Below are 20,476 nucleotides of genomic sequence, written 5' to 3' on the forward strand. Positions count from 1 at the left end.
GCGCTGCTCACCCGCCGGTCGGCTTTTCCAGCGCCTCGGCGACGGTTGCCAGAAGCAGCGCGGGCTTCACCGGCTTGCGCACGACGGCTGCGATCTCCGCTTGGCCGAGCTTTTTGTCCATCTCCGGCGTTGCCGAAGCGGAGGCCACGATCACGCGCGGCGGCTGCGCGATGCGTTCGGGGAGTATACGCAGGAACCGCAGGCCGTCCATCTTCGGCATCACGAGATCGAGCACGATCAGGTCCGCTCCTTCGGCGGCAAGCTTCGTTAGCCCCGCCTCGCCGTCATGCGCTACAGTGACTTCGTAGCCGCTCATCCTGAACAGCGACGCGAGCATTTCGCACAAGAGCTCGTCATCGTCGACGATCAGAATGCGCGCGCCGGTCATCCGATGCGCCGCATCTTGACGTTGAACCGTAGGCCCTGGCCCACGGCGCTCCAATAGCTGGAGAGACCCTGCCATCGGGCTACGTCCTTGAAGCCGCTTGCCAAGGCGCGGTATTCTTCGGGCACTTCTTCCGACCGGCTGTCGAGCGCCGCCATAAGCCGTTCGAAGGGAATCCCGAAACCGCCTGATACCTCGATCACCGTACCGTCCAGTTCTTCCGTCAGCCGCGCCTTGACGCGTCCCCCGTGGGGTGTGTCGGCGATGACGATGCGGAGCATTGCCTCGCACGTTGCCAGAAGCGACTTCGGCTCCGCCATCGTGAAACCGCTGATCCCCGGCAGCGCCGTTTCGATCGATACATCGAATTCTGCAGCGAAGGGCGCAACCTTTTCGAGCGCCTCATCCACCACTTTGCGCGCATCCAGCGGGTAGCAGACGTTGGCGGCACTGGTGCCGGTGTCGTTGAGAAAGTCGGCGACTTCCTCAAGCCGTCCGATGGCCCGCTGTACCGTCTCGCTCAGATTAAAGAAGATTTCCTTCACGTGCGAACCTTCTCCGGCGCTTGCCTGGCCTATTTCCGCCCCGAGTTCGATGACTTCGAGATCGTTGCGCAATTGCTTGTCGACGAAATTGCCGACTGCAGAGCGTTGCTGCGCCAAGCGATTCTGCTCGGTGATGTCGACCGCTTCGAGAATGATGATGTCATGCGTTCCTTTGAGCATCGGGGCAACCCGCAGAATGCGCTGCAACCCGCCGAAGTCCTTGGCCGGAATGCGGATTTCCACACCGTCGCGGATGATTGCCGAGAGGAGTTCCGACAGGTGGTCGGCTGAAAAGTCGCTGAGGGCCGTGAGAGTCTTGAGCAGGTTTGTACCGTGCGGGGTCAACCCGGCCTGCCTTGCCAGCGCCTCCATTTGCGCATTCGCGTGGACCGGAAACCCGCCAAGGTGAAAGATCATCGCGGCGGTTTCGAGTCCGTCGAGCCCGGCAGCGATCCGGTCGGAACGAGCCGTTATCAGGCTGGCGGCGCTTGCGAGTTGCGCGTCGATCGGACGCTTTCGCCGTGCACGGCGAGCCCCGGTCGACAGGTCGTTGCGCCATTCATGGGTCTGGCGGATGGCAGCGGCGATATTGTGCGCATGTTCGGCCGGGTGCGGCGCTTTGCCTTCCGCTGGAGCGGAGTAGAGCCAAACAAGTGCAGGATCGTCGGACGAAAGGAGGGCGGAGTGGACCTCCCCGTTCCAATCGGTCGGGCGTTCGATGGACGTGGCGGAATCCTTTCGGTCTGCGGCTATGAGGCGCAGCGTCCGTTCGCTCGGCATATCGTCTTGATCGGCGCGGAATGCTCCTAGAACCGACGCGGGGCCGCTGTGCGGTACCGAAAGCACGAGGCTGTGATGGAGGCCGATCCGCTCTGCCGCCTCCGTCAGATGCCGCCCCGGCTCTGTCTGCGCATCGTAGGGCGAATTGCCGAACGCCATGGCGATGGCACGCTCAAGGATCGCGGCCAGACGGCGGTCCTGCCGGACCTCCGAGAACAAAAGAAGGCCGACCGCCGCCATTATGATCGCTACGATCATGGCGGTTATAGGCAGCAAGAGGTTGGCGAAGGACAAGGCCAGATACGCAGCGAGGAGCGCGGAAAGCACACCGAGGAAAAGAACGGGGGCAAGCGCACGCTTCGGTTCGAACGCCGTCATCGCTGCGGCTACCGCAAGCGTTAAGGCAAGGATCGCAGCGAAGGCGGTCCACGGCGTCGCCGCATATATCTCGGAGCGATCGAGCAGGCTTTGCACGGCGTAAGCGCTGAACAGCGACGCGGGTGTTCGAGCGCCGTCTTTCGAAAGAGGGGTAGAAAGATGCGCTTCGGTAAGATCGCGGCCGGGCGCGACGATCATCACCATTCCCTCGAAGTCATCGGCGTGAAAATCGTTCGCAAGGACTTGCGCTAGCGAGACGACCGGGATGTTCTGTTCGCGCGGCATCCGCACGAAATAATCCTTAGCGGCGAGCCGCCCGGCCAGTGCAGTCTCGAAGGAGGGTATCGCGCCGTTCGCGGAGGCGAAACTCGGCGTCTGCCGACGAGAAATGCCGTGGTCCGCCGCCGCAATCCGCGCAGCGGCGTAGTCGATGCGATCGTCTGCGGAAGGCACTCGGCCCAGTTCGGCAAGTCCGAAAGTCAACGGAACCGAAGGGCTTTCGGGCAAGGCTCCTGGAGCGTTTGCGGAGTAGAGGCCGATCCGGACGGCGCCTAAGTTTCTCGCCGTTTCCGCTAGCCGCTCAAGCAGTTCAAAATTGCCTGCGGGATCTTGTGTGCCGGGGTCGACTACCACAACTTTGGGCGCTGTAGGCTCGGAAGCCCGGTTGCCCGCGTCGAGCAGCAAACCATCGCTCGCGGTCAAAAACGATGCGTAGTTCAAGAGTGCAACGATCGCCGCGATGCCTAGGGCGATCAAAAAGGCCCAGCGAGCATCGCGGTCGCCCTTAACTGCGTCGAGGATTTTACTCGGTGCCACGGCCAACGCTTATCCTGAAATGGTTAACCGTTGCCGTTAGAAGCGAATTCAACGCCTCGCCATACTTACCTATTTGGTACTAAACGGCACCTCCGGTTAACCGCTGACATATTAGATCGAGCTGATCCAATGTTTTATACGATATCGATACTTGGCCTTTTCGTGGATCGTCGTCCGTCTTGATCTTCACGGTCAAACCCAGAAACTCCTGCAAATGAACCTGTACTGCCGCGATATCAGCATCGTTCTCGGCAATCGCACTGGCATTTCTACTCGCGGATGACTTCTTTCCGCTCCCTTTCGCCTGCCGAACGCGCTTTTCGACTTCACGAACCGAAAGTTGCTTGTCCGCAGCCTCTTTCGCAAGTTCCTCTGCATCGTCATAACCAATCAGCGCACGAGCATGTCCCATATCGAGCGTGCCGTTCGCCACGCGATCCTGAACGGCGTCCGGAAGTACCAGTAGTCGCTGCAAATTGGCTACGTGGCTGCGGCTCTTGTCGACGAGTTCGGCGATTTCCGACTGTGTCATACCCTCATTATCGGCGAGACGCTGATAGGCACGCGCCTCCTCGATCGGGTTGAGATCTTCCCGTTGAAGGTTCTCGATCAGGGCAAGCGCCATGACCTCACCATCGTCCAGCGTGCGTATGATTGCGGGAATGTCGTGCAGCCGTGCTCGTTGCGCCGCGCGCCAGCGCCGCTCGCCGGCGACAAGCTCATACCGGCCGTTGCCTTTCGGCCGGACGATAATCGGCTGGATTACGCCGCGCGCTCCGATCGAAGCGGCGAGTTCATCCAGTGCCTTCTCATCAAAGTGCGTTCGCGGTTGCCCCTTCAATGGCTCGATGGCGGAAACCGAGATATTCGCCAAGCCACCGGCCAGCGGTCCGCCTTCTACGGTGCTTTCGCTTGAGCTTAGTTCGTCCGCTGCTGCAAGCGGCTCTTCGCGGCGCGTTTCGCCCAACAATGCACCAAGTCCCCGGCCCAGTCGCTTTTTCTTGTCGACGGATCCGTCCCGGTTTGGGGAAAGTCGAATGATGTCGGAATTGCTCATGCGGCTTTCCTCTCTTCGGGGAGACGCGCGATCAACTCGCGCGCTAAGGTCATATAAGCACGGCTGCCCATACAGGCATGATCGTAGATCAGAGCCGGCAACCCGTGGCTGGGTGCTTCGGAAAGCCGTACATTGCGCGGTATGACTGCGTCGAACACCAGACCCCCGAGGCAATCACGAACATCGTCCGCGACCTGATCGGTCAACCGGTTACGGCGATCGAACATGGTCAGGACCACACCAACGATTCCCAAATTGGCGTTGAAGCGCTGCTGGACCCGTTCGACAGTTTGGAGCAATTGACTCAGTCCTTCGAGCGCAAAAAACTCGCACTGAAGCGGAACGAGCAAGGTATCGGCCGCAGTCAGCGCGTTCAGCGTCAGCAGGCCAAGTGAAGGCGGGCAATCGATGAAGCAAACGTCATACGATGGCGTCGTGTCACCCGCGAGAGCGTTCGCCAACCGCGCAGTACGCTCATCGACCGATACGAGCTCGATTTCCGCACCGCTCAGATCGACAGTCGCAGGGATTACGTCGAGGGCGGGTATGTCCGTCTTATGTGCACAATCTGCGATGCTGGCACCGTCGATGAGCAACTCGTAGCTCGAACGCTCACGGTCGTTCGCGCCCACACCGAGCCCGGTCGAAGCGTTCCCCTGAGGGTCCAGGTCGATTAGAAGCGTACGCCATCCCGCTGCTGCCATCGCTGTGGCAATATTGATCGCGGTAGTTGTTTTTCCCACTCCGCCTTTTTGGTTAGCGATTGCAATCGTAATCATGTCTGTGGATCACTCCGGTGGTGATTTTCCGATTAAGATACCAGCATTCTGGTCCGTCAACGATTGTTCCACGTGAAACAACGATCGAACGCGCGCAGGCAGCTTTTGCCTTTCTTGCGCTGCAGAACGCCCCTTCGGCAAGACCCATGTCGTACCCTTTGTGGAGAACCGTTCGGCGAGCGCGACCAGTTGCGGCAGCGGGGCGAATGCACGCGCGGTAATAACTTCAGCGTGAAAGGTCTCCATATTCTCCAATCGTTCACCGAAAATCTGGCAGTTCGTGAGGGCTAATAGGTTCGTAACGCGCTGTAGCCACTCGATCCTCCTGCGCCGTGATTCGACCAAGATGACTTGATCATTTGGTCGGATCATTGTCCAAATTAGGCCAGGTAGTCCGGCACCGGAACCGAGGTCGAGAACGACCTGCGTTTCACGTGGAACATAGCGGACCAATTGCGCAGAATCGGCGATATGGCGATGCCAAACGTTGTCCAGGCTTCGATGGGCGACAAGGTTTTGGTGCCTGTTCTCATCGCGCAGCATTGAAACATACTGCTCAAGCTTTTCAAAATCCTCGTCGCTGCACAGACTGGCGACGTACTTCTTGGCCTCAGCCTCATTACTAATCATTACGCGGCCGATAGCTCGCGCTTTCGTGCAAACGCCAAAATGGCCGCCATTGCCGCAGGTGTAATCCCCCGAACACGCGACGCATCTGCGAGCGTTGCCGGTTGCGCGTGAGATAAGCGTTCGGTCATTTCGTTCGAAAGACCGGGTACGGCGTGATACGGGAATGTAGCGCCAAGCTTTACCGTTTGACTCGCCTGCATGTCACGTAGCTCCGCGTCTTGGCGCGCTACATAAGGCGCATAAGCCGCATCTTCAGCAATCTCGATTTCGAAATCGGCATCAACATGGCTGAGATCATGCAACTGTTTGAGTTGATCCACCGTTACTGTGCCGCTCCCGAGCCAATCTCTCAGCGGTTTGCGCCCGCCATCGGATTTTACCTTCGCGCCGAGCGAGACAAGCTCCGCGGCATTCGCCTCCCGCGAAAGTGCCTGATCCCACTTGTCCCGTTCGCGCTCTCGCTGCTCGAACCAAGCGGTTCTCTCTGCACCGACGCATCCGGACTCTATCGCCATTCCAGTTAAGCGCGTGCTTGCGTTACCCGCTCGCAAGCGAAGGCGGTATTCGGCGCGCGATGTCAGCATACGGTAAGGTTCACTCACCCCATGCAGAGTCAGGTCATCGACCATCACCGCCATGTACGAATTCGAACGGTCAAGCGTTGCCGGTTCTCCGCCCAAAGCCCGTGCGGCAGCATGCATTCCAGCAACCAGACCCTGCGCAGCAGCTTCTTCGTAACCGGTAGTGCCATTGATCTGCCCGGCACAGTAAAGACCGCTAACAGTTTTCATTGCCAAACCGCTGTCGAGCGAGCGCGGATCGATGTAATCGTACTCTACCGCATATCCGGGCACCGCCATTTCGACGGCCTCTAGACCCTTCATCGCCCGCAACATGCCAACTTGCACATCCACCGGAAGCGATGTGCTGATACCGTTCGGATAAACCAGATGCGTCGAGAGGCCCTCCGGCTCGAGAAAAACCTGATGGCCGTCCCTGTCGCCGAAACGATGAATCTTGTCTTCGATCGATGGGCAGTAGCGAGGTCCCTCGGCGCCGATCGCTCCACTGAAAAGCGGCGATCGGTCTAGATTGGCGCGGATCAGGTCATGCGCCTTTTCGTTCGTCCGGGTTACGGCGCAGAAGACCTGTGGGTTCAAGCGGCGCGATGTCACAGGAGACATTGTCCATTCGTCCGCATCGCTTGGCTGTTCGTCCAGCGCTGCCCAGTCGATCGTGCGCCCGTCCAGTCGCGGCGGCGTCCCGGTCTTCAGACGTGCTAGCGGCAGGCTGAACTCGCGCATCTGTTCGGCAAGCTTCTGCGCGGAATTTTCGCCGATACGTCCGCCCGTCAGTCGCTCTTCTCCGCGGAACAGCTTCCCGCCGAGAAACGTCCCCGTACAAAGAATGACATTCCGTGCCGCAATCTTCGTTCCGTCCGCCAAGAACACTCCGGTGACCAAATCGCCTTCGACAAGCAATCCGACTACTTCTCCGGCAATGGACGTCAGTCCTGGCTGCGATGCCAAGGCATCCTGCACATAGGCTTTAAAAAGGACGCGATCGGCCTGGACCCGCGGTCCCCAAACGGCGCTGCCTTTTGAACGATTGAGCATCCGGTAATGGATCGCGGCAGCATCGGCGGCCCGGCCTAGCAGTCCATCGAACGCGTCAACTTCACGAACAAGGTGACCCTTCCCCAAACCGCCGATGGCCGGATTGCAGCTCATCGCCCCGATGTGATCGAGATCGAAGCTGACGAGGCCAACGCTGGCGCCCATTCGGGCAGACACCGCCGCTGCCTCGACCCCCGCGTGCCCGCCGCCGACTACCAGAACATCAAATATTTCCATGGTCGTTCGCTCGTTAATTGATCAAGCTCGAAGCGTCAAAGACGAAAGCGTTCCACGTGGAACACTACTTTCCAATGCAGAACCGCCCGAAAAGCGCATCGAGCATATCTTCAGTCGAGCTTTTTCCGGTTAACCGGTCGAAAGCAACACGGCATTCGCGTAGCGCTTCGCCGACGATCAACGGATCCATATGTTCGCTAACATTCGATAGTCCGGAAGCTCCGTCTCGCAGGAGACCGGCCTGACGCTCGTTGAGTGCGACGTCCCCGGGTTTCGGAAGCACAGAACTCGCTACACGCATGATCAACTCACGCACTTCGTCCAGGCCTTGACTAGTAAGCGCCGAAACGCGCACGTCCGGCGCTACCTTTCTGTCGTTTTCACCGATATCGGTTTTCGTTTCAATTTCGATTGATCCGGGCGGACCTGCCCCCTCTTCTCCGAGCCAAAGTACTACATCGGCCCTACCGATCTGATCGCGCGCGCGATCAATACCGATTGACTCTATCTCCCCTGCCCCCTCGCCTCTCAAACCGGCAGTATCGACGAGCACGATAGGCACCCCTCCAAGAGACACGCTGCGCTCTATCGCGTCGCGCGTCGTTCCGGCTTCTGCGGAGGTTATCGCCGCAGCTTCTTCCAACAATGCATTGAAAAGCGTCGATTTCCCGCTGTTGGGCGGTCCAGTGAGGACCACTCTCACGCCCTGCCGAAGTTTCTCGGCACGCGGCCTCGCCAGCCAATGTTCGATCTCGCTGCGCAGCGCTTCGACTTCCGAGCCGAACGAGGTTGGCAGTTCACTCACATCGTCCTCGTCGCCGAAGTCCAGCACGCTTTCGACCCGCGCCGATAGTATCAGCAGTCGCTCGCGCCACTCATCGACTTGCTGCGAAAGTGCTCCTTGGGAGAGAGCCTGCGCTGAACGGCGCTGCAATTCGGTCTCCGCTGCCAGCAAGTCGGCGAGCCCCTCCGTTTCCGACAAGTCCATCCGCCCGTTGATGAAGGCGCGGCGCGTAAACTCGCCCGGCTCTGCTCGCCGCAGTCCCGGCAAGGCGGCAAGTTCGCGCTCTACTGCTGCGATGACCGCACGCCCGCCGTGGCAATGGAGTTCGGCAAGGTCCTCCCCGGTTGCGGTCGCGGGTCTGGGAAACCACAAGATCAGCGCGGTATCGAGCACCTCGCCAATAGAGCTTCGCAATGTGCGCAATGTCGCTATGCGCGGCGGAGGCAGCGACCCGCTTAAATTCCGAAGAGCCTCACCGGCAGCATTGCCGCTTATGCGAACGATGCCGATGGCGGCGGGCGGCGAACCGCTCGACAAGGCGTAAATCGTATCCAATGCTTATTAGGAAAAGTCTCGCCCCGCCCCGCAGTCAGGTCTTGTCCGTCGTCGATGTGCCCGGGCTGTTCGCCCGCATCGAACCTTCTACGAAACTCTGAAACAGTTTCATCCCCATTTGCCCCATCGGTGCAAGCTGCTTGGCGTAATCCTGCAGCTGGTCAGGATTGGAAACGCCTTTCATCGCCTTCGCCATCATGTCCACATAGATGGCGTTGGCCTTGCCGACATCGGGCAGGCCCATGAAGGACCGCGCTTCTTCCGGCGTGCAATCGATTTCGACATGGACCTTCATCGCGGTTTCTCCGTTAGGTGTCTGAACGTTCAATTTGGGCCCGCAGGTGCGCGGTTGCAAGCGCCAAGGTCCGCATGCCTTTGAGGAGAGCCATATATGACCGGCAACGCTACGATCGATACCCTTTCAGGAGACGACAGTTTCGAACTCTATGTCGCGCGTCCGGCGAACGAACCGAAAGCAGCCATCGTCGTCATTCAGGAGATTTTCGGTGTGAATGCCGGCATCCGCCGCAAATGCGACAAGTTGGCCGAAGAGGGCTATCTCGCGGTGGCACCCGATCTGTTCTGGAAGCTTGAGCGCGGCATCGAACTCGATCCCGATGTCAAACCCGAATTCGACCGGGCGCTGAAGCTGATGGAAAAGTTCGACGAGGATCAGGGCATCCGCGATATCGAGGCTGCGATACGCTGGGCGCACCAAGAAACCGGCGGGAAAAAGGTAGGCGCCGTGGGCTACTGTCTTGGCGGAAAGCTTGCCTATATGACGGCAGCGCGGACCGACAGCGACGCGACGGTCGGCTACTACGCGGTCGGCGTTCCGGACATGCTTGACGAAAAGGAAGCGATCGCCAATCCGCTCATGCTTCACATCCCGACCGACGACGACTTCAATGATGCCGAAGCGCAGAAGGCTATGCACGACGGGCTGGATTCGCATCCAAAGGTGACACTGCACGACTACGACGGGCTGAACCACGGTTTCGCGACCGAATTCGGCGACCGGCGCGCTGAGGATGCCGCCGACCTTGCGGACAAGCGCACCGCCGAGTTCTTCCAAAAGCACCTTAGCTGACCAGACGCGGGACTTTCAGGTCAACTGTGAGGTGACGAACTCCGCCCGGTCCGCGGGCGGAGCCAAGGGAAGCCGTATAAGCCTGTACCCGTAGGAACGCCAGGCGGCGGCAATAGCGTCCTCGCTAGCCATTGCCCCGCCCCAACTTTGGATGCGCTCTGCGTCCTGCCGGTAGATTTCGGCCCATGCAGGCGCGTGGAAGATCGGTCCGTTGTAGCGGTATTCTCGGCAAACGCGGTCTATCTCGTCGGGTACCTCAAGCCCCTCCACCCTTAAGAAGCCGGCGATGTCGGGAAAGCCGCGGTCGAATACGACAATCTCCGCATTGCCGCGCGCGTCGTGCCAGCTGACAAGCTGCGCTTCCAGCATAGCAAAAGCGAAGCCGCGCGGATCGGACGCGCGCAGTTCCATTCCGCCCGGTGATTGCAGGATCGTGCGCGCGACCTCCGGCCCAGTCGCGATACCGCGGCATGACAGCTCTCCCAGCAGCGTCGACTTCCCCGCCCCAGGAGCGCCGGTAACGGCAGCTCGTAGAGGCGCGGGCGAAGCCAAATTACTGGTTCATTGTGTCGAAGAAGTCTTCGTTCGTCTTGGAATCCTTCATCTTGTCGAGGAGGAATTCCATCGCGTCGACCGTGCCCATCTGCATGAGGATACGGCGCAGGACCCACATCTTCGAGAGCTTGTCCTTCTCGACCAGCAGCTCTTCCTTGCGGGTGCCGGACTTGCCGACGTCGAGTGCCGGGAAGATGCGCTTGTCGGCGACCTTGCGGTCGAGCACGATTTCACTGTTGCCGGTGCCCTTGAATTCTTCGAAGATGACCTCGTCCATGCGGCTGCCGGTATCGATCAGCGCGGTTGCGATGATGGACAGCGAGCCGCCCTCCTCGATGTTACGCGCGGCACCGAAGAACCGCTTCGGGCGCTGCAATGCATTAGCGTCCACACCGCCGGTGAGCACCTTGCCGCTCGACGGAACGACGGTGTTGTAGGCGCGGCCCAGGCGCGTAATCGAATCGAGCAGGATAACGACATCCTTCTTGTGCTCGACCAGTCGCTTGGCCTTCTCGATCACCATTTCGGCGACCTGTACGTGCCGCTGCGCCGGTTCGTCGAAGGTGGAGGAGATGACCTCGCCCTTCACGCTGCGCTGCATGTCGGTGACTTCCTCGGGTCGCTCGTCGACCAGCAGCACCAGAAGGAAAACCTCGGGGTGGTTGTCGGTGATCGCCTTCGCGATGTTCTGGAGCAGGACCGTCTTACCGGTCCGCGGCGGAGCCACGATCAGCGCGCGCTGACCCTTGCCCTGCGGCGAGATGATGTCGATGACCCGCGCCGACTTGTCCTTCACCGTCGGATCGAGCGTGTCGAGCGTCAGCTTCTGTTCCGGATAGAGCGGCGTGAGGTTGTCGAAATTGGTCCGCATCCGGACCTGTTCCGGATCTTCGAAATTGACCGAGGAAAGCTTGGTCAGCGCGAAATAGCGCTCGCCTTCCTTGGGTGCGCGGATCTGCCCCTCGACCGTATCGCCGGTGCGTAGGCCCCATTTACGCACCTGATTCGGCGAGACGTAGATATCGTCTGGTCCGGCGAGGTAATTGGCTTCGGGCGATCGCAGGAAGCCGAAACCGTCCTGCAGCACCTCGATCGTGCCGATTCCCATGATCTGCTCTTCGTAGTCCTCGTCCTCCGCCAGTTCGCGCAGGATGCAGAACATCAGGTCCTGCCGCCGCATGGTGGAAGCGCCTTCGACGCCGAGTTCCTCGGCCATGCTGACGAGGTCGGCCGGGGCTTTGAGTTTGAGTTCTTTGAGATGCATGAGCGGTTCGTCCGAGAAATGTCTGCGCCGACGCGGCAGCGCGAATGGGAGAATTTCCGGTCTTGGCCCTAGGGGCTGGGAGACAGCAGAGCTGGCGAACGGCTTTGGATACCCGCTCGCCGCCGGATATGGATTTGCGATTAGAACCGGGCGCTACCGACGTCAATCGGCTTATGAGCCCCCGCGCCGCCAAGCGGCGCAGGATTGCGTCAGAACGGTTTGACGATCGCGAGCACGACGACAACGACAACGATCACCGCCGGGACCTCGCCGTAGAGCCGCAGCTTCTTCTCGCTGACGGGGCGCTTTCCGGTCGCCATCTTCTTCGCCGTGGCGACGACCCAACCGTGATAACCCGAAAGCAGCAGTACGAAGAGCAGCTTCGCGTGGAACCATCCCATCGTCCAGGCGCCGATCGTCATCATCAGCGCAAGGCCCAGAAGCCACACCACGATGAGGGCGGGCGTCAGGATCACGCGGCGCAGCGTCGCTCCGCGTTCTGCCCACAGCGCTTCCTCGGGCGAGCCGGGGGCCGCGGAATGCATATAGACGAGCTGGCGCGGCGCGATGAACAACCCAGCCATCCAGAAAATCACGAAAATGATGTGGCCGGCTTTCAGCCAGAGATAAGTCATGGAAAGCACTTCCTGCATGAGCCGCTACTTAGGAATTTGCGCGGGCAGCGTCATCCCCTTTTGCGAACGGCCGCAAGCAGCCTTTCGACATGGGCGATAGGGGTACGCCGGTCGATCCCGTGGCCGAGGTTGAAGATGTGCGGACGGCCGGCAAACGCCTCGCGAATGGCATCAATTCTCGGCTCGAGCCGGTCGCTCCCCGCCAGCAACAGTAGCGGATCGAGATTGCCCTGCACCGGCATGCCCTCGGGCAAGTTGCCAGCCACCCAGACCGGATCGAGCGTTTCGTCGACGCCGATAGCCTGTACGCCTGTTTCCCGAGCGTATGACGGCAGCTTCTCGCCGGCGCCCTTGGGAAAGCCGATGACCGGAGTATCGGGATGCCGCCCACGCAGCGCTTCGACGATCCGGGCGTTGGGCGCGATGACCCAGCGTTCGAACTCGTCAGGTGCGAGGCTGCCTGCCCAGCTATCGAACAATTGCACCGCTTCCGCCCCTGCCTCGATCTGGCCGGAGAGATATTCGATCGTCACGTTGCCGACCGCATCGCAGATTGCCTGCACTGCAGCCGGATCGCGGTATGCCATCGCGCGCGCATCGTGCTGGTCGCGGCTGCCCTCGCCCGCAATCATGTAGGTCGCCACGGTCCATGGACTGCCTGCAAAGCCCAGCAACGTGGTGTCAGGCGACAAAAGCGATCTGACCCTAGCGACGGTGTCGTAGATCGGCGTCAGGCGCTCAGGAACCGCTTCCAGCCCCTCCAGCGCATGATCGACCAGCGTCGGTGACAGCTTGGGTCCCTCGCCTGCCAGGAACGCCAGATCCTGTCCCATAGCATAGGGCACGATCAGAATGTCGGAAAACAGGATCGCACCGTCGAAGCCGAACCGGCGGATCGGCTGGACCGTGACTTCGGCAGCTGCCTCGGTATCGTAGACGAGCTCCAGAAAACCGCCTTTCTCGGCGCGCAGTTCGCGGTATTCCGGCAGGTACCGACCAGCCTGGCGCATGAGCCATACCGGCGGAACGGCGGGCATCGCCCCGCCTAGCGTATCGAGAAGCAAACCGGGCATCGCGCGCGTATCCAATCAAAATAATATAATTATAAATAGAATGATGAAGGTAGTTGGCCCTGTGGACATCGGGGATAGCGCCGCCCTGCCCGATTTTTCCCGCCAACGCTACCGGATGCGCGCTTTCGACTCGCGGAGCCGATTGAGTCAAACGAAAGCTGTTCGCCTTCTCCACAGGCTGCTCATAACTTGGCCGTCCTGTCCATATGTGCGGGCGAAGCAGGCCGGTAGCGGGCACGAATTCCATGCCGGAACTTGTCGGCAGGCTTGTGCCGTGGTTTATGCCTCCCGTTGTCCACAAGCCCACAGCGCGAAGGCCCGATGGTTCGTCTGCACCTGCATCTCGTATCGGATTCCACCGGCGAAACGCTGGAAATGATCGCCAAGGCGGCGCTCGCCCGGTTCGAGGATGCCGATGTCGTACGTCATTTCTGGCCTATGGTCCGCTCGCAGCAGCACCTCGACCGGATCATGCCGACACTGCAGGATAATCCCGGCCTCGTCCTTTATACGTTGGTGAACGACGATACGCGTGCCCGGCTGGAAGACCGGTGCCACGCGCTCGGCATCACCGCGGTCCCGGTACTCGACCAGGTGACCGAGGCGCTCGAGGCGAAGCTCGGTCAGGAAGCGCACGGCAAGCCCGGCCGGCAGCACATTCTCGACGAGGCCTATTTCAACCGCGTGGAGGCGATCCAGTTCACGATCGCGCATGACGACGGCGTGCTGCACGAGGATTGGGAAGAGGCCGATATGCTGCTGGCAGGCGTATCGCGCTCGTCCAAGACGCCGACCAGCATCTACCTCGCCAACCGCGGGTACAAGGTCGCGAACATTCCGCTCGTGGTCGAAAGCCCGCCCCCGCAGGCGCTCTATAATCTGAAGCGGCCGCTGATCGTCGGTCTGACGAGTTCGCCCGAGCGGCTGGTGCAGATCAGGCGCAACCGGCTACTGTCCCTGAACGAGAACAAGCAGACCGCCTATGCCGACGAGGACCGGGTGCGCGAGGAAGTGAAATTCGCGCGCCGCATCTTTGCCGACAAGGGCTGGCCGATCATCGACGTAACGCGCCGCTCGATCGAGGAAACGGCCGCGGCGATCATCAAGCTCTACAACGAACGCGATCTGCAAAGGGCCGAAAAGATCGGCGGTCCGGTATGACGCTGATCCTCGCGTCGAAAAGCGGCTCTCGCAAGGCAATGCTGGAAGGGGCCGGGATCGCGTTCGAAGCGGTAGCGGCGGATCTGGACGAACGCGCCCTCGAAGCGGCGATGGAAAGCGCGCCGGCAGAGGAAATCGCCCAGGCGCTGAGCGCAGCGAAAGCAGCGGCGGTTTCGGCGGATCATCCGGGCCACTTGGTGCTGGGAAGCGATTCCTTGGTCGAGGTCGAGGGCAAGCGGTTCGACAAGCCAGCGAGCCGCGAAAACGCTGCGGAACATCTCCGCTTCTTTTCTGGCAAGACCATGCGCCTGCATAGCGCAGCCGCGCTGGTGCTGGATGGGCGCACACTTTGGGTCGGGCATGATATGGCTGCACTGGCGGTTCGCGAACTCAGCGATGCGTTTATCGAGGCCTATCTCGACGCCGAATGGCCCGAAGTCGGTGCATGCGTTGGCGTATTCCGGATCGAGGGACGGGGCGCGCATCTGTTCGAGACTATCCGCGGCGACCAGTTCAGCGTTCTCGGCATGCCGCTACTTCAAGTTCTCGGGGCACTGCGCGAACATGCAGGAAGCGCGGAAGGCCTGCTGCAATGAGCAGACCCTATGCCGAGGTCATCGGTGACCCCATCGCGCAATCGAAGAGTCCCGCGATCCACAATTTCTGGCTCGCCAAACTGGGTCTGGAGGCTGAGTACCGCGCGACCCACGTCAAACCGCCCGAACTTGCCGATTACATTACCGATCGCCGCAAGGACCCGGACTGGCGCGGGTGCAATGTCACGATGCCGCACAAGCTGCGCGTGCGAGAGCATCTCGACCGCGTTGAAACGCCAGCGGCAGAGATCGGCGCGGTCAATACGGTTTATCGCGGCGCGCCTGAATTGCTGGGGACGAACACCGACGGGGCAGGCTTCCTCGAGCCTCTGCTGCCGCTGCTCCGGCAGGCGCACCTGTTCCGCATGGCGCGCATCATCGGCGCGGGCGGCGCGGCGCGGGCGATCGTCCATGCGCTGGCCGCCGAGAATTTTACGCTGGTTCTCGCCGCGCGCGACCCGGCGAAGGCTCAGGCCTTGCTGGATGAACTGGCGCCCGAGGGCGAGCACCATACACCGCCGCTCGAACATTTCGCCGAAGCCACCGGTTTCGCCTTCGACGACCGCGAGGGCTGCTGCGATCTTATCGTCAACGCAAGCCCACTCGGCATGCGCGGTCACCCCGCCCTGCCCTTCGACCTCAGCCATACGCCGCCCGGCAGCATCTTCTACGACATCGTTACCGATCCAGTAGACACCGAGTTTCTCAAAGCTGCACGCGGAGCCGGTTTTCGCACCATCGACGGCCTTTCCATGCTCATCGGACAGGCGGCGGCTGCTTTTGGGCTGTTTTTCGGTCAGCCGGCCCCGCGCGAGCATGATGGCGAACTGCGCGATATGCTCACGCGGTGAGCGCGCCAGCCATCATCGGCCTCACCGGCTCGATCGGAATGGGGAAGAGCACGGTTGCCGCGATGTTCGAACGCGCGGGCGTACCGGTGTTCGATGCCGATGCGGCTGTGCGCGCGATGCAGGGGCCGGACGGCGAACTGGTCGCCGCGATCGAAGCGGCGTTCGCAGGCTCTACCGATGCAAACGGCGTGCTGCGCGAACAGCTGGGGGCGCTGGTATTCGGCAATAGAGAGCAATTGGCGCGCCTCGAAGCGATCGTCCACCCTGCGGTTGCGCGCCGCCGTGCGGCTTTCCTCGCCGAGAACGCGGACGCCCCGCTTGTCATTTTCGACATCCCGCTCCTTTACGAAAAGGGCGGCGCAGACGCGATGGATGCGGTCGTGGTCGTATCAGCGCCTGCGGAGGAGCAGCGCCGCCGCGTGCTGGCGCGTGGGGGAATGACCGAAGCGAAGTTCGAGGACATCCTCGCCCTGCAAACACCCGATGCCGAAAAGCGGGCGCGCGCCGACTACATTATCGATACCGGCGTCTCGCTCGCCGAAACGGAGCGGCAGGTCGGCGAACTCGCCGAAGAACTGCGCGAACGCTTCGCCGGTTCAAAAACCTGAGGCGAGCACTTGCTCGTCCGCGGCGCATCGTAAATAAGAGCCGCCATGCGCGAAATCGTCTTTGATACCGAAACGACCGGTCTGGACCCTAAGACGGGCGACCGGATGGTGGAAATCGGCTGCGTCGAGATGATCGATCGTGTGCCGAGCGGCAAGACTTTCCACGCCTACTACAATCCGGAACGCGATATGCCCGCCGGTGCGGAAGCGGTGCACGGCCTGTCGGCGATCTTCCTGTCGGACAAGCCGTTCTTCCGCGATTGCTGTCACGATCTGCTCGAATTCATCGGCGAGGATCCGTTGGTGGCGCATAACGCCGGGTTCGACTTTGGCTTCCTCAACAACGAGCTGACGTTGTGCGACCTGCCGATCGTCGCGATGGAACGGATGGTCGATACGGTCGCCCTCGCCCGGCGCAAGCATCCCGGCGCGAAGCTGTCGCTCGACGCGCTCTGCACGCGCTACGGGATCGATCGCAGCCACCGGGTCAAGCACGGCGCATTGCTCGATGCCGAGCTCCTCGCCCAGGTCTATATCGAACTGACCGGCGGACGGCAGATCGGTCTCGAACTTGCGGCGGAAGTCGACGCGCGCATCGCGGAAGAGACTGCGCGTTTGGTTCCGCAGAACCGCACCGTGCGCCCGCCCCGCCCGCATATGGCAAGCGCTGCCGAACTGGCGCGCCATGCCGAGTTCCTGAAAGGTATGGAGCGTCCGCTCTGGAATAGCTGAGTTGGCGCTATCGCAGTTTAAGGTGCAAGCGCGAGCTACGTATTTCTGCAAAAAATGACTCGTGGAACGGCACTTGTCTGCTTAGCCTGCGTTAAAGACAGTGAAACAGACAGGAGGTTGTCGCTCATGGATATTCGCGTCTCCGGCCATCAGGTCGATACCGGTGCAGCCCTTCAGGAACATGTCGAAGATCGGCTCGGCCGCGTGGTCGAGAAATATTTCGACCGTGCGCTTTCCTCGCACGTCATCTTCGGCAAAGCCCCGGCAAACGCGTTCAGCTGCGACATCGTAACCCATGTAATGCAGGGCCTCGTCCTGAAAGCGCATGGAGAGGCGCAGGACGCGCACCAGGCGGCGGACCAGGCCGCCAGCAAGATCGAGAAACAGCTGCGCCGCTACAAGCGCCGGCTAACCGACCGGCATAGCCAGTCCGCTCACGCCATGAAAGAGGAGGAAGCAGCCTACACGATCTTCGCCGCGCCCGAGCCGGACCGCGACGAAGAGGAAGTCGGTGAAGACGCGCCTCCGATCATCGCGGAAACGACAGCCGATATTCCCGAAGCCAGCGTCGCCGACGCCGTCATGATGCTCGACCTGCGTGATACGGGCGCACTGTTCTTCAAGAATGCGGGCACGGGCCGGCATAATATGGTCTATCGCCGCCGCGACGGTTCGGTCGGCTGGGTCGAACCGCGCGCTTAGATTTCGTTCCGGGGCGGGTGCAGGCAGTGGAGGAGAGCGGATCATCGCCGGAAGCCGCGCCGGGCGGGGCTGCGTCGCATTACCGCGCGCTGGAACGGCTCTACGTATCGGCACCGATCAATCGCCTGTTCGAATCGCATATCGAGATCGCCGGCGAAGGGGAGGCGACCATCCGTTTCGTCGTTAGCGACAAGGTCTTCCATGCCGCCGGGGCGGCGCACGGTACGATCTATTTCAAGATGCTTGATGATGCGGCCTTCTACGCTGCGAATACGCTCGCGACCGACCGCTTCCTTCTTACCACGTCGTTCAATCTGCATTTCACGAAGCCTGTACGCGCGGGCGAAGTTGTTGCTGAAGGGAAATGGGTCAGCGGCAGGCGGCGCGTCCTGGTCGCCGAATCGCGCCTCGTTGATGCGGAGGGCGAAGAGATAGGACGCGGGACAGGCACCTTCATGCGTTCGCGAATCCCGTTGTCGAGTCTCGATGGCTACAAAGCGAACTAATGCGAAGCGGATTTATTGTGCACTGCACAATCTATCGCAGGCTTGCTGCAACTTGTCGCATTTGAAACCGGTTTGGTCGAAAGTGTGGCTTCGGTGACCGGTACGCGTCTTCCCGCTCATGTCGAAGTATCTGCAATTATCAAGCAAGTTCAAGTGCTTGGAGGATTTGCAGCAGTGCTTTCCCGCGGCGACCGCGACGCCGGGACCATCGTTCTGTTATCCGTTGACCGGGGCAGCAATGCCAGCCTGTGGGAACGCATGCCAAGCTTGGACGGGCCACGTCTCTTCACCGTGACCCGCGAACAAGACGCTGAGAAACCAACAGAGTTTTCGGAATATGTTTCGCGCCGCGCGGCGCAAGATAACGATTTGTGGATCGTGGAGATCGATTTGCCGAACGCCGCGGAGTTCATCGAGAGCAGGGTTAACCGAGTTGACTCATAATCCTTCGTCTCTACCTAGCGGCCACCTTCTCCACAAAGCGCAGGCGACATAACGCGGCACTCGGCCGTGTGTGTTAGCGCGCAGACGGGGGACGGCCGGCAGATAATGAAAGCCACCCAGTGATATCGCAAGATAAGCGATACGGGCTTCGATCTGCGTCAGGCGGTTCACCGCTAAGTCAAACGGATCTATGACCCGCAAGACGATCAAATTCAGTGCAGCCGCCGTAGCGGCCACGATGATTTTTACGCTCGCCAACGCCGAAGGTTCCTACGCCTTCGCACAGGAAGAGCAGATTACCGAACCAGCGGCGCAGGTTGCCGCCCCGGTTCTGACCGACGAAGTCGTCCCGGTGTTCGAAGCCGGTGAAGTCGTCCAGCCAATTCCCGAGGAAACCGAGGAAGACGAGCGCGCGAATGCAGCAGCTACGGCTTCATCGCTCCGGGAACTGGTCGCGCTTACCGATACGAGCGGCGACCTATCCGAAAACATGCAGTGCCTTGCCGGTGCGATCTACTTCGAATCGCGCGGAGAGCCGCTATCCGGCCAGCTCGCAGTCGGTCAGGTCATCGTGAACCGCGCCGAATCGCAGCGTTTCCCCTCCGACTACTGCGGCGTGGTCTTCCAGCGTTCGCAGTTCTCTTTCGTACGCGGCGGCGCGATGCCGAAGATCCGGACAAATTCGGCCGCATGGCGCAACGCGAAGGCACTCGCCCATATCGCTCATCAGGGCACGTGGGACAGCGAAGCCGGCGACAGCCTCTACTTCCACGCCAAATACGTGAAACCGCGCTGGGCCTCGCGCAAGGAAGCGCGCGTCACCATTAACCGGCACATCTTCTACCGGTAAAACCTGCGGAATTAAATTGAAGCGCTCTGTCCGGATTGCCGGGCGGGGCGCTTTTTTGTCGCCGTGGTCAGTCCGCGAACTCGGCCCAGACCGGGGTATGGTCGCTCGATTTCTCGCGGCCACGGTATTCCTTGTCGACGCCCACCGCGGTCATGCGGTCGGCCAGCTCTGGGCTCAAGAGCAGGTGATCGATGCGGAAGCCGTGGTCGCGCTGCCACGCGCCCGCCTGGTAGTCCCAGAACGTCCATACGCCGCCGCGCGGGTTCAGCGTATTGACCGCATCGGTCCATCCATCCGACAGCATTGCGAAATAGGCATTGCGCGATGCGGGCTGCATCAGCGCGTCGTTCGCCATGGCGGCAGGGGACCAGACGTCCTTGTCTTCGGGAATGACGTTGTAGTCGCCGATCAGCGCCGTCGGGATCTCGGCGTCCCATAGGGTCTTGGCATGCACCCGCAGGCGCTCCATCCATGCGAGCTTGTAGTCGAACTTGGGTCCGGGCTGCGGATTACCGTTGGGCAGGTAAATCGAGGCGACGCGTACGCCGTTCACGTCGGCTTCCAGGTAACGCGCCTGCTCATCGCTGTCGTCTCCGGAAAGGCCGCGCTGCGTTTCGACCGGCTTCACGCCGTCGGCGAGGATCGCCACCCCGTTGAAGCCTTTCTGGCCGTGCCAGATCGCCTCGTAGCCGATCTTCGCGAAGTCGTCTGCCGGAAAGCCTTCGTCCTGCGTCTTGATTTCCTGCAGGCAGGCGACGCTCGGGCGCGTTTCTTCAAGCCATTCGATCAGGCGCGGAAGCCGCGCCTTGATGCCGTTGATGTTGAAAGTCGCAATCCTCATTGCCCG

General features: G+C 61.0%; 24 protein-coding genes. 11 read left to right on the forward strand and 13 right to left on the reverse strand.

All coding sequences use genetic code 11. The features are described 5' to 3' along the window. Positions 1–7 precede the first annotated feature (7 nt). The 6 genes from HUV48_RS05395 to mnmG all read right to left on the reverse strand — a co-directional run bounded on the left by HUV48_RS05395 (position 8) and on the right by mnmG (position 7,163). Complete coding sequence (locus tag HUV48_RS05395) at positions 8–388, reverse strand: response regulator (protein WP_176266784.1); 381 nt, start codon at positions 386–388, stop codon at positions 8–10. Further along, positions 385–2,904: a CHASE2 domain-containing protein gene (locus tag HUV48_RS05400; RefSeq protein ID WP_176266785.1), complete on the reverse strand. Its 2,520-nt coding sequence runs from the start codon at positions 2,902–2,904 to the stop codon at positions 385–387. The genes HUV48_RS05395 and HUV48_RS05400 overlap by 4 nt, the downstream gene beginning before the upstream one ends. Before the next feature lie 79 nt (positions 2,905–2,983). After that, a complete protein-coding gene (locus HUV48_RS05405) occupies positions 2,984–3,961 on the reverse strand; it encodes a ParB/RepB/Spo0J family partition protein (RefSeq protein WP_176266786.1) in 978 nt (325 codons plus the stop codon). Then, positions 3,958–4,740 carry a ParA family protein gene (locus tag HUV48_RS05410; protein WP_176266787.1) on the reverse strand — a complete coding sequence of 261 codons (783 nt, stop codon included), beginning with the start codon at positions 4,738–4,740 and terminating at the stop codon, positions 3,958–3,960. The genes HUV48_RS05405 and HUV48_RS05410 overlap by 4 nt, the downstream gene beginning before the upstream one ends. A 9-nt stretch (positions 4,741–4,749) precedes the next feature. Beyond that, a complete protein-coding gene (rsmG, locus tag HUV48_RS05415; RefSeq protein WP_176266788.1) occupies positions 4,750–5,370 on the reverse strand; it encodes a 16S rRNA (guanine(527)-N(7))-methyltransferase RsmG in 621 nt (206 codons plus the stop codon). After that, a complete protein-coding gene (gene mnmG / locus HUV48_RS05420) occupies positions 5,370–7,163 on the reverse strand; it encodes a tRNA uridine-5-carboxymethylaminomethyl(34) synthesis enzyme MnmG (RefSeq protein WP_318656069.1) in 1,794 nt (597 codons plus the stop codon). The genes rsmG and mnmG overlap by 1 nt, the downstream gene beginning before the upstream one ends. On the opposite strand from mnmG, the gene HUV48_RS14600 reads away from it, so the two are divergent. After that, on the forward strand, positions 7,110–7,244 hold the full coding sequence (locus tag HUV48_RS14600; RefSeq protein WP_318656072.1) for a hypothetical protein: 135 nt from the start codon (positions 7,110–7,112) through the stop codon (positions 7,242–7,244). The two genes, mnmG and HUV48_RS14600, sit on opposite strands and share 54 nt — an antisense overlap. A 43-nt stretch (positions 7,245–7,287) precedes the next feature. On the opposite strand, the gene mnmE is transcribed toward HUV48_RS14600, so the two are convergent. Beyond that, complete coding sequence (gene mnmE / locus HUV48_RS05425; protein ID WP_176266790.1) at positions 7,288–8,562, reverse strand: tRNA uridine-5-carboxymethylaminomethyl(34) synthesis GTPase MnmE; 1,275 nt, start codon at positions 8,560–8,562, stop codon at positions 7,288–7,290. 34 nt (positions 8,563–8,596) lie between these two features. Continuing rightward, complete coding sequence (locus HUV48_RS05430) at positions 8,597–8,857, reverse strand: DUF6489 family protein (RefSeq protein ID WP_176266791.1); 261 nt, start codon at positions 8,855–8,857, stop codon at positions 8,597–8,599. A gap of 96 nt (positions 8,858–8,953) precedes the next feature. On the opposite strand from HUV48_RS05430, the gene HUV48_RS05435 reads away from it, so the two are divergent. Beyond that, the gene (locus HUV48_RS05435) at positions 8,954–9,652 is read left to right on the forward strand and encodes a dienelactone hydrolase family protein (protein WP_176266792.1); all 699 of its coding nucleotides are present in this window, start codon (positions 8,954–8,956) and stop codon (positions 9,650–9,652) included. Between the two features lie 15 nt (positions 9,653–9,667). On the opposite strand, the gene HUV48_RS05440 is transcribed toward HUV48_RS05435, so the two are convergent. The 4 genes from HUV48_RS05440 to hemE all read right to left on the reverse strand — a co-directional run bounded on the left by HUV48_RS05440 (position 9,668) and on the right by hemE (position 13,179). Further along, a complete protein-coding gene (locus HUV48_RS05440) occupies positions 9,668–10,204 on the reverse strand; it encodes an AAA family ATPase (RefSeq protein ID WP_176266793.1) in 537 nt (178 codons plus the stop codon). Position 10,205: 1 nt separating this feature from the next. After that, positions 10,206–11,471: a transcription termination factor Rho gene (gene rho / locus HUV48_RS05445; protein WP_176266794.1), complete on the reverse strand. Its 1,266-nt coding sequence runs from the start codon at positions 11,469–11,471 to the stop codon at positions 10,206–10,208. 209 nt (positions 11,472–11,680) lie between these two features. Next, a complete protein-coding gene (locus HUV48_RS05450) occupies positions 11,681–12,124 on the reverse strand; it encodes a CopD family protein (protein WP_176266795.1) in 444 nt (147 codons plus the stop codon). 32 nt (positions 12,125–12,156) lie between these two features. After that, positions 12,157–13,179: a uroporphyrinogen decarboxylase gene (gene hemE, locus HUV48_RS05455; protein ID WP_176266796.1), complete on the reverse strand. Its 1,023-nt coding sequence runs from the start codon at positions 13,177–13,179 to the stop codon at positions 12,157–12,159. Between the two features lie 321 nt (positions 13,180–13,500). Between hemE and HUV48_RS05460 the strand changes: the two genes are divergently transcribed. The 9 genes from HUV48_RS05460 (at position 13,501) to HUV48_RS05500 (ending at position 19,629) form a co-directional block, all read left to right on the forward strand. After that, positions 13,501–14,340, forward strand: a complete 840-nt coding sequence (locus HUV48_RS05460; protein WP_176267298.1) for a pyruvate, water dikinase regulatory protein — start codon at positions 13,501–13,503, stop codon at positions 14,338–14,340. Beyond that, entirely contained in the window at positions 14,337–14,936 is a 600-nt protein-coding gene (locus HUV48_RS05465) for a Maf family protein (protein WP_176266797.1), read from the forward strand. Before HUV48_RS05460 ends, HUV48_RS05465 begins: the two co-directional genes overlap by 4 nt. Further along, on the forward strand, positions 14,933–15,787 hold the full coding sequence (locus HUV48_RS05470) for a shikimate dehydrogenase family protein (protein WP_176266798.1): 855 nt from the start codon (positions 14,933–14,935) through the stop codon (positions 15,785–15,787). Before HUV48_RS05465 ends, HUV48_RS05470 begins: the two co-directional genes overlap by 4 nt. Further along, complete coding sequence (gene coaE, locus HUV48_RS05475) at positions 15,784–16,395, forward strand: dephospho-CoA kinase (protein WP_176266799.1); 612 nt, start codon at positions 15,784–15,786, stop codon at positions 16,393–16,395. The genes HUV48_RS05470 and coaE overlap by 4 nt, the downstream gene beginning before the upstream one ends. A gap of 45 nt (positions 16,396–16,440) precedes the next feature. Next, a complete protein-coding gene (dnaQ, locus tag HUV48_RS05480) occupies positions 16,441–17,127 on the forward strand; it encodes a DNA polymerase III subunit epsilon (RefSeq protein WP_176266800.1) in 687 nt (228 codons plus the stop codon). Between the two features lie 126 nt (positions 17,128–17,253). Beyond that, complete coding sequence (gene hpf, locus HUV48_RS05485; protein WP_176266801.1) at positions 17,254–17,829, forward strand: ribosome hibernation-promoting factor, HPF/YfiA family; 576 nt, start codon at positions 17,254–17,256, stop codon at positions 17,827–17,829. Positions 17,830–17,855: 26 nt separating this feature from the next. Continuing rightward, complete coding sequence (locus tag HUV48_RS05490; protein ID WP_176267299.1) at positions 17,856–18,335, forward strand: PaaI family thioesterase; 480 nt, start codon at positions 17,856–17,858, stop codon at positions 18,333–18,335. 42 nt (positions 18,336–18,377) lie between these two features. After that, positions 18,378–18,779 carry a DUF1491 family protein gene (locus HUV48_RS05495; RefSeq protein ID WP_318656055.1) on the forward strand — a complete coding sequence of 134 codons (402 nt, stop codon included), beginning with the start codon at positions 18,378–18,380 and terminating at the stop codon, positions 18,777–18,779. A 190-nt stretch (positions 18,780–18,969) separates the two neighbouring features. Then, positions 18,970–19,629, forward strand: a complete 660-nt coding sequence (locus tag HUV48_RS05500; protein WP_176266802.1) for a cell wall hydrolase — start codon at positions 18,970–18,972, stop codon at positions 19,627–19,629. 67 nt (positions 19,630–19,696) lie between these two features. Here the strand turns inward: HUV48_RS05500 and xth are convergent, their stop codons facing one another. Then, positions 19,697–20,470, reverse strand: coding sequence for an exodeoxyribonuclease III (gene xth / locus HUV48_RS05505; RefSeq protein ID WP_176266803.1), 774 nt, complete (start codon positions 20,468–20,470; stop codon positions 19,697–19,699). Positions 20,471–20,476 lie beyond the last annotated feature (6 nt).

This window comes from Qipengyuania atrilutea (assembly GCF_013370205.1).
Lineage (GTDB): Bacteria > Pseudomonadota > Alphaproteobacteria > Sphingomonadales > Sphingomonadaceae > Actirhodobacter > Actirhodobacter atriluteus.

What these genes read in the sequence shown, in the direction of transcription:
- rsmG (WP_176266788.1), bottom strand. Translation starts at nt 5,370, where the DNA reads ATGATTAGTAATGAGGCTGAGGCCAAGAAGTACGTCGCCAGTCTGTGC.
- rho (WP_176266794.1), bottom strand. Translation starts at nt 11,471, where the DNA reads ATGCATCTCAAAGAACTCAAACTCAAAGCCCCGGCCGACCTCGTCAGC.
- HUV48_RS05465 (WP_176266797.1), top strand. Translation starts at nt 14,337, where the DNA reads ATGACGCTGATCCTCGCGTCGAAAAGCGGCTCTCGCAAGGCAATGCTG.
- HUV48_RS05410 (WP_176266787.1), bottom strand. Translation starts at nt 4,740, where the DNA reads ATGATTACGATTGCAATCGCTAACCAAAAAGGCGGAGTGGGAAAAACA.
- HUV48_RS05405 (WP_176266786.1), bottom strand. Translation starts at nt 3,961, where the DNA reads ATGAGCAATTCCGACATCATTCGACTTTCCCCAAACCGGGACGGATCC.
- HUV48_RS05395 (WP_176266784.1), bottom strand. Translation starts at nt 388, where the DNA reads ATGACCGGCGCGCGCATTCTGATCGTCGACGATGACGAGCTCTTGTGC.
- dnaQ (WP_176266800.1), top strand. Translation starts at nt 16,441, where the DNA reads ATGCGCGAAATCGTCTTTGATACCGAAACGACCGGTCTGGACCCTAAG.
- HUV48_RS05500 (WP_176266802.1), top strand. Translation starts at nt 18,970, where the DNA reads ATGACCCGCAAGACGATCAAATTCAGTGCAGCCGCCGTAGCGGCCACG.
- HUV48_RS05460 (WP_176267298.1), top strand. Translation starts at nt 13,501, where the DNA reads ATGGTTCGTCTGCACCTGCATCTCGTATCGGATTCCACCGGCGAAACG.
- HUV48_RS05470 (WP_176266798.1), top strand. Translation starts at nt 14,933, where the DNA reads ATGAGCAGACCCTATGCCGAGGTCATCGGTGACCCCATCGCGCAATCG.
- HUV48_RS05430 (WP_176266791.1), bottom strand. Translation starts at nt 8,857, where the DNA reads ATGAAGGTCCATGTCGAAATCGATTGCACGCCGGAAGAAGCGCGGTCC.
- HUV48_RS05435 (WP_176266792.1), top strand. Translation starts at nt 8,954, where the DNA reads ATGACCGGCAACGCTACGATCGATACCCTTTCAGGAGACGACAGTTTC.
- xth (WP_176266803.1), bottom strand. Translation starts at nt 20,470, where the DNA reads ATGAGGATTGCGACTTTCAACATCAACGGCATCAAGGCGCGGCTTCCG.
- hemE (WP_176266796.1), bottom strand. Translation starts at nt 13,179, where the DNA reads ATGCCCGGTTTGCTTCTCGATACGCTAGGCGGGGCGATGCCCGCCGTT.
- hpf (WP_176266801.1), top strand. Translation starts at nt 17,254, where the DNA reads ATGGATATTCGCGTCTCCGGCCATCAGGTCGATACCGGTGCAGCCCTT.
- HUV48_RS05450 (WP_176266795.1), bottom strand. Translation starts at nt 12,124, where the DNA reads ATGCAGGAAGTGCTTTCCATGACTTATCTCTGGCTGAAAGCCGGCCAC.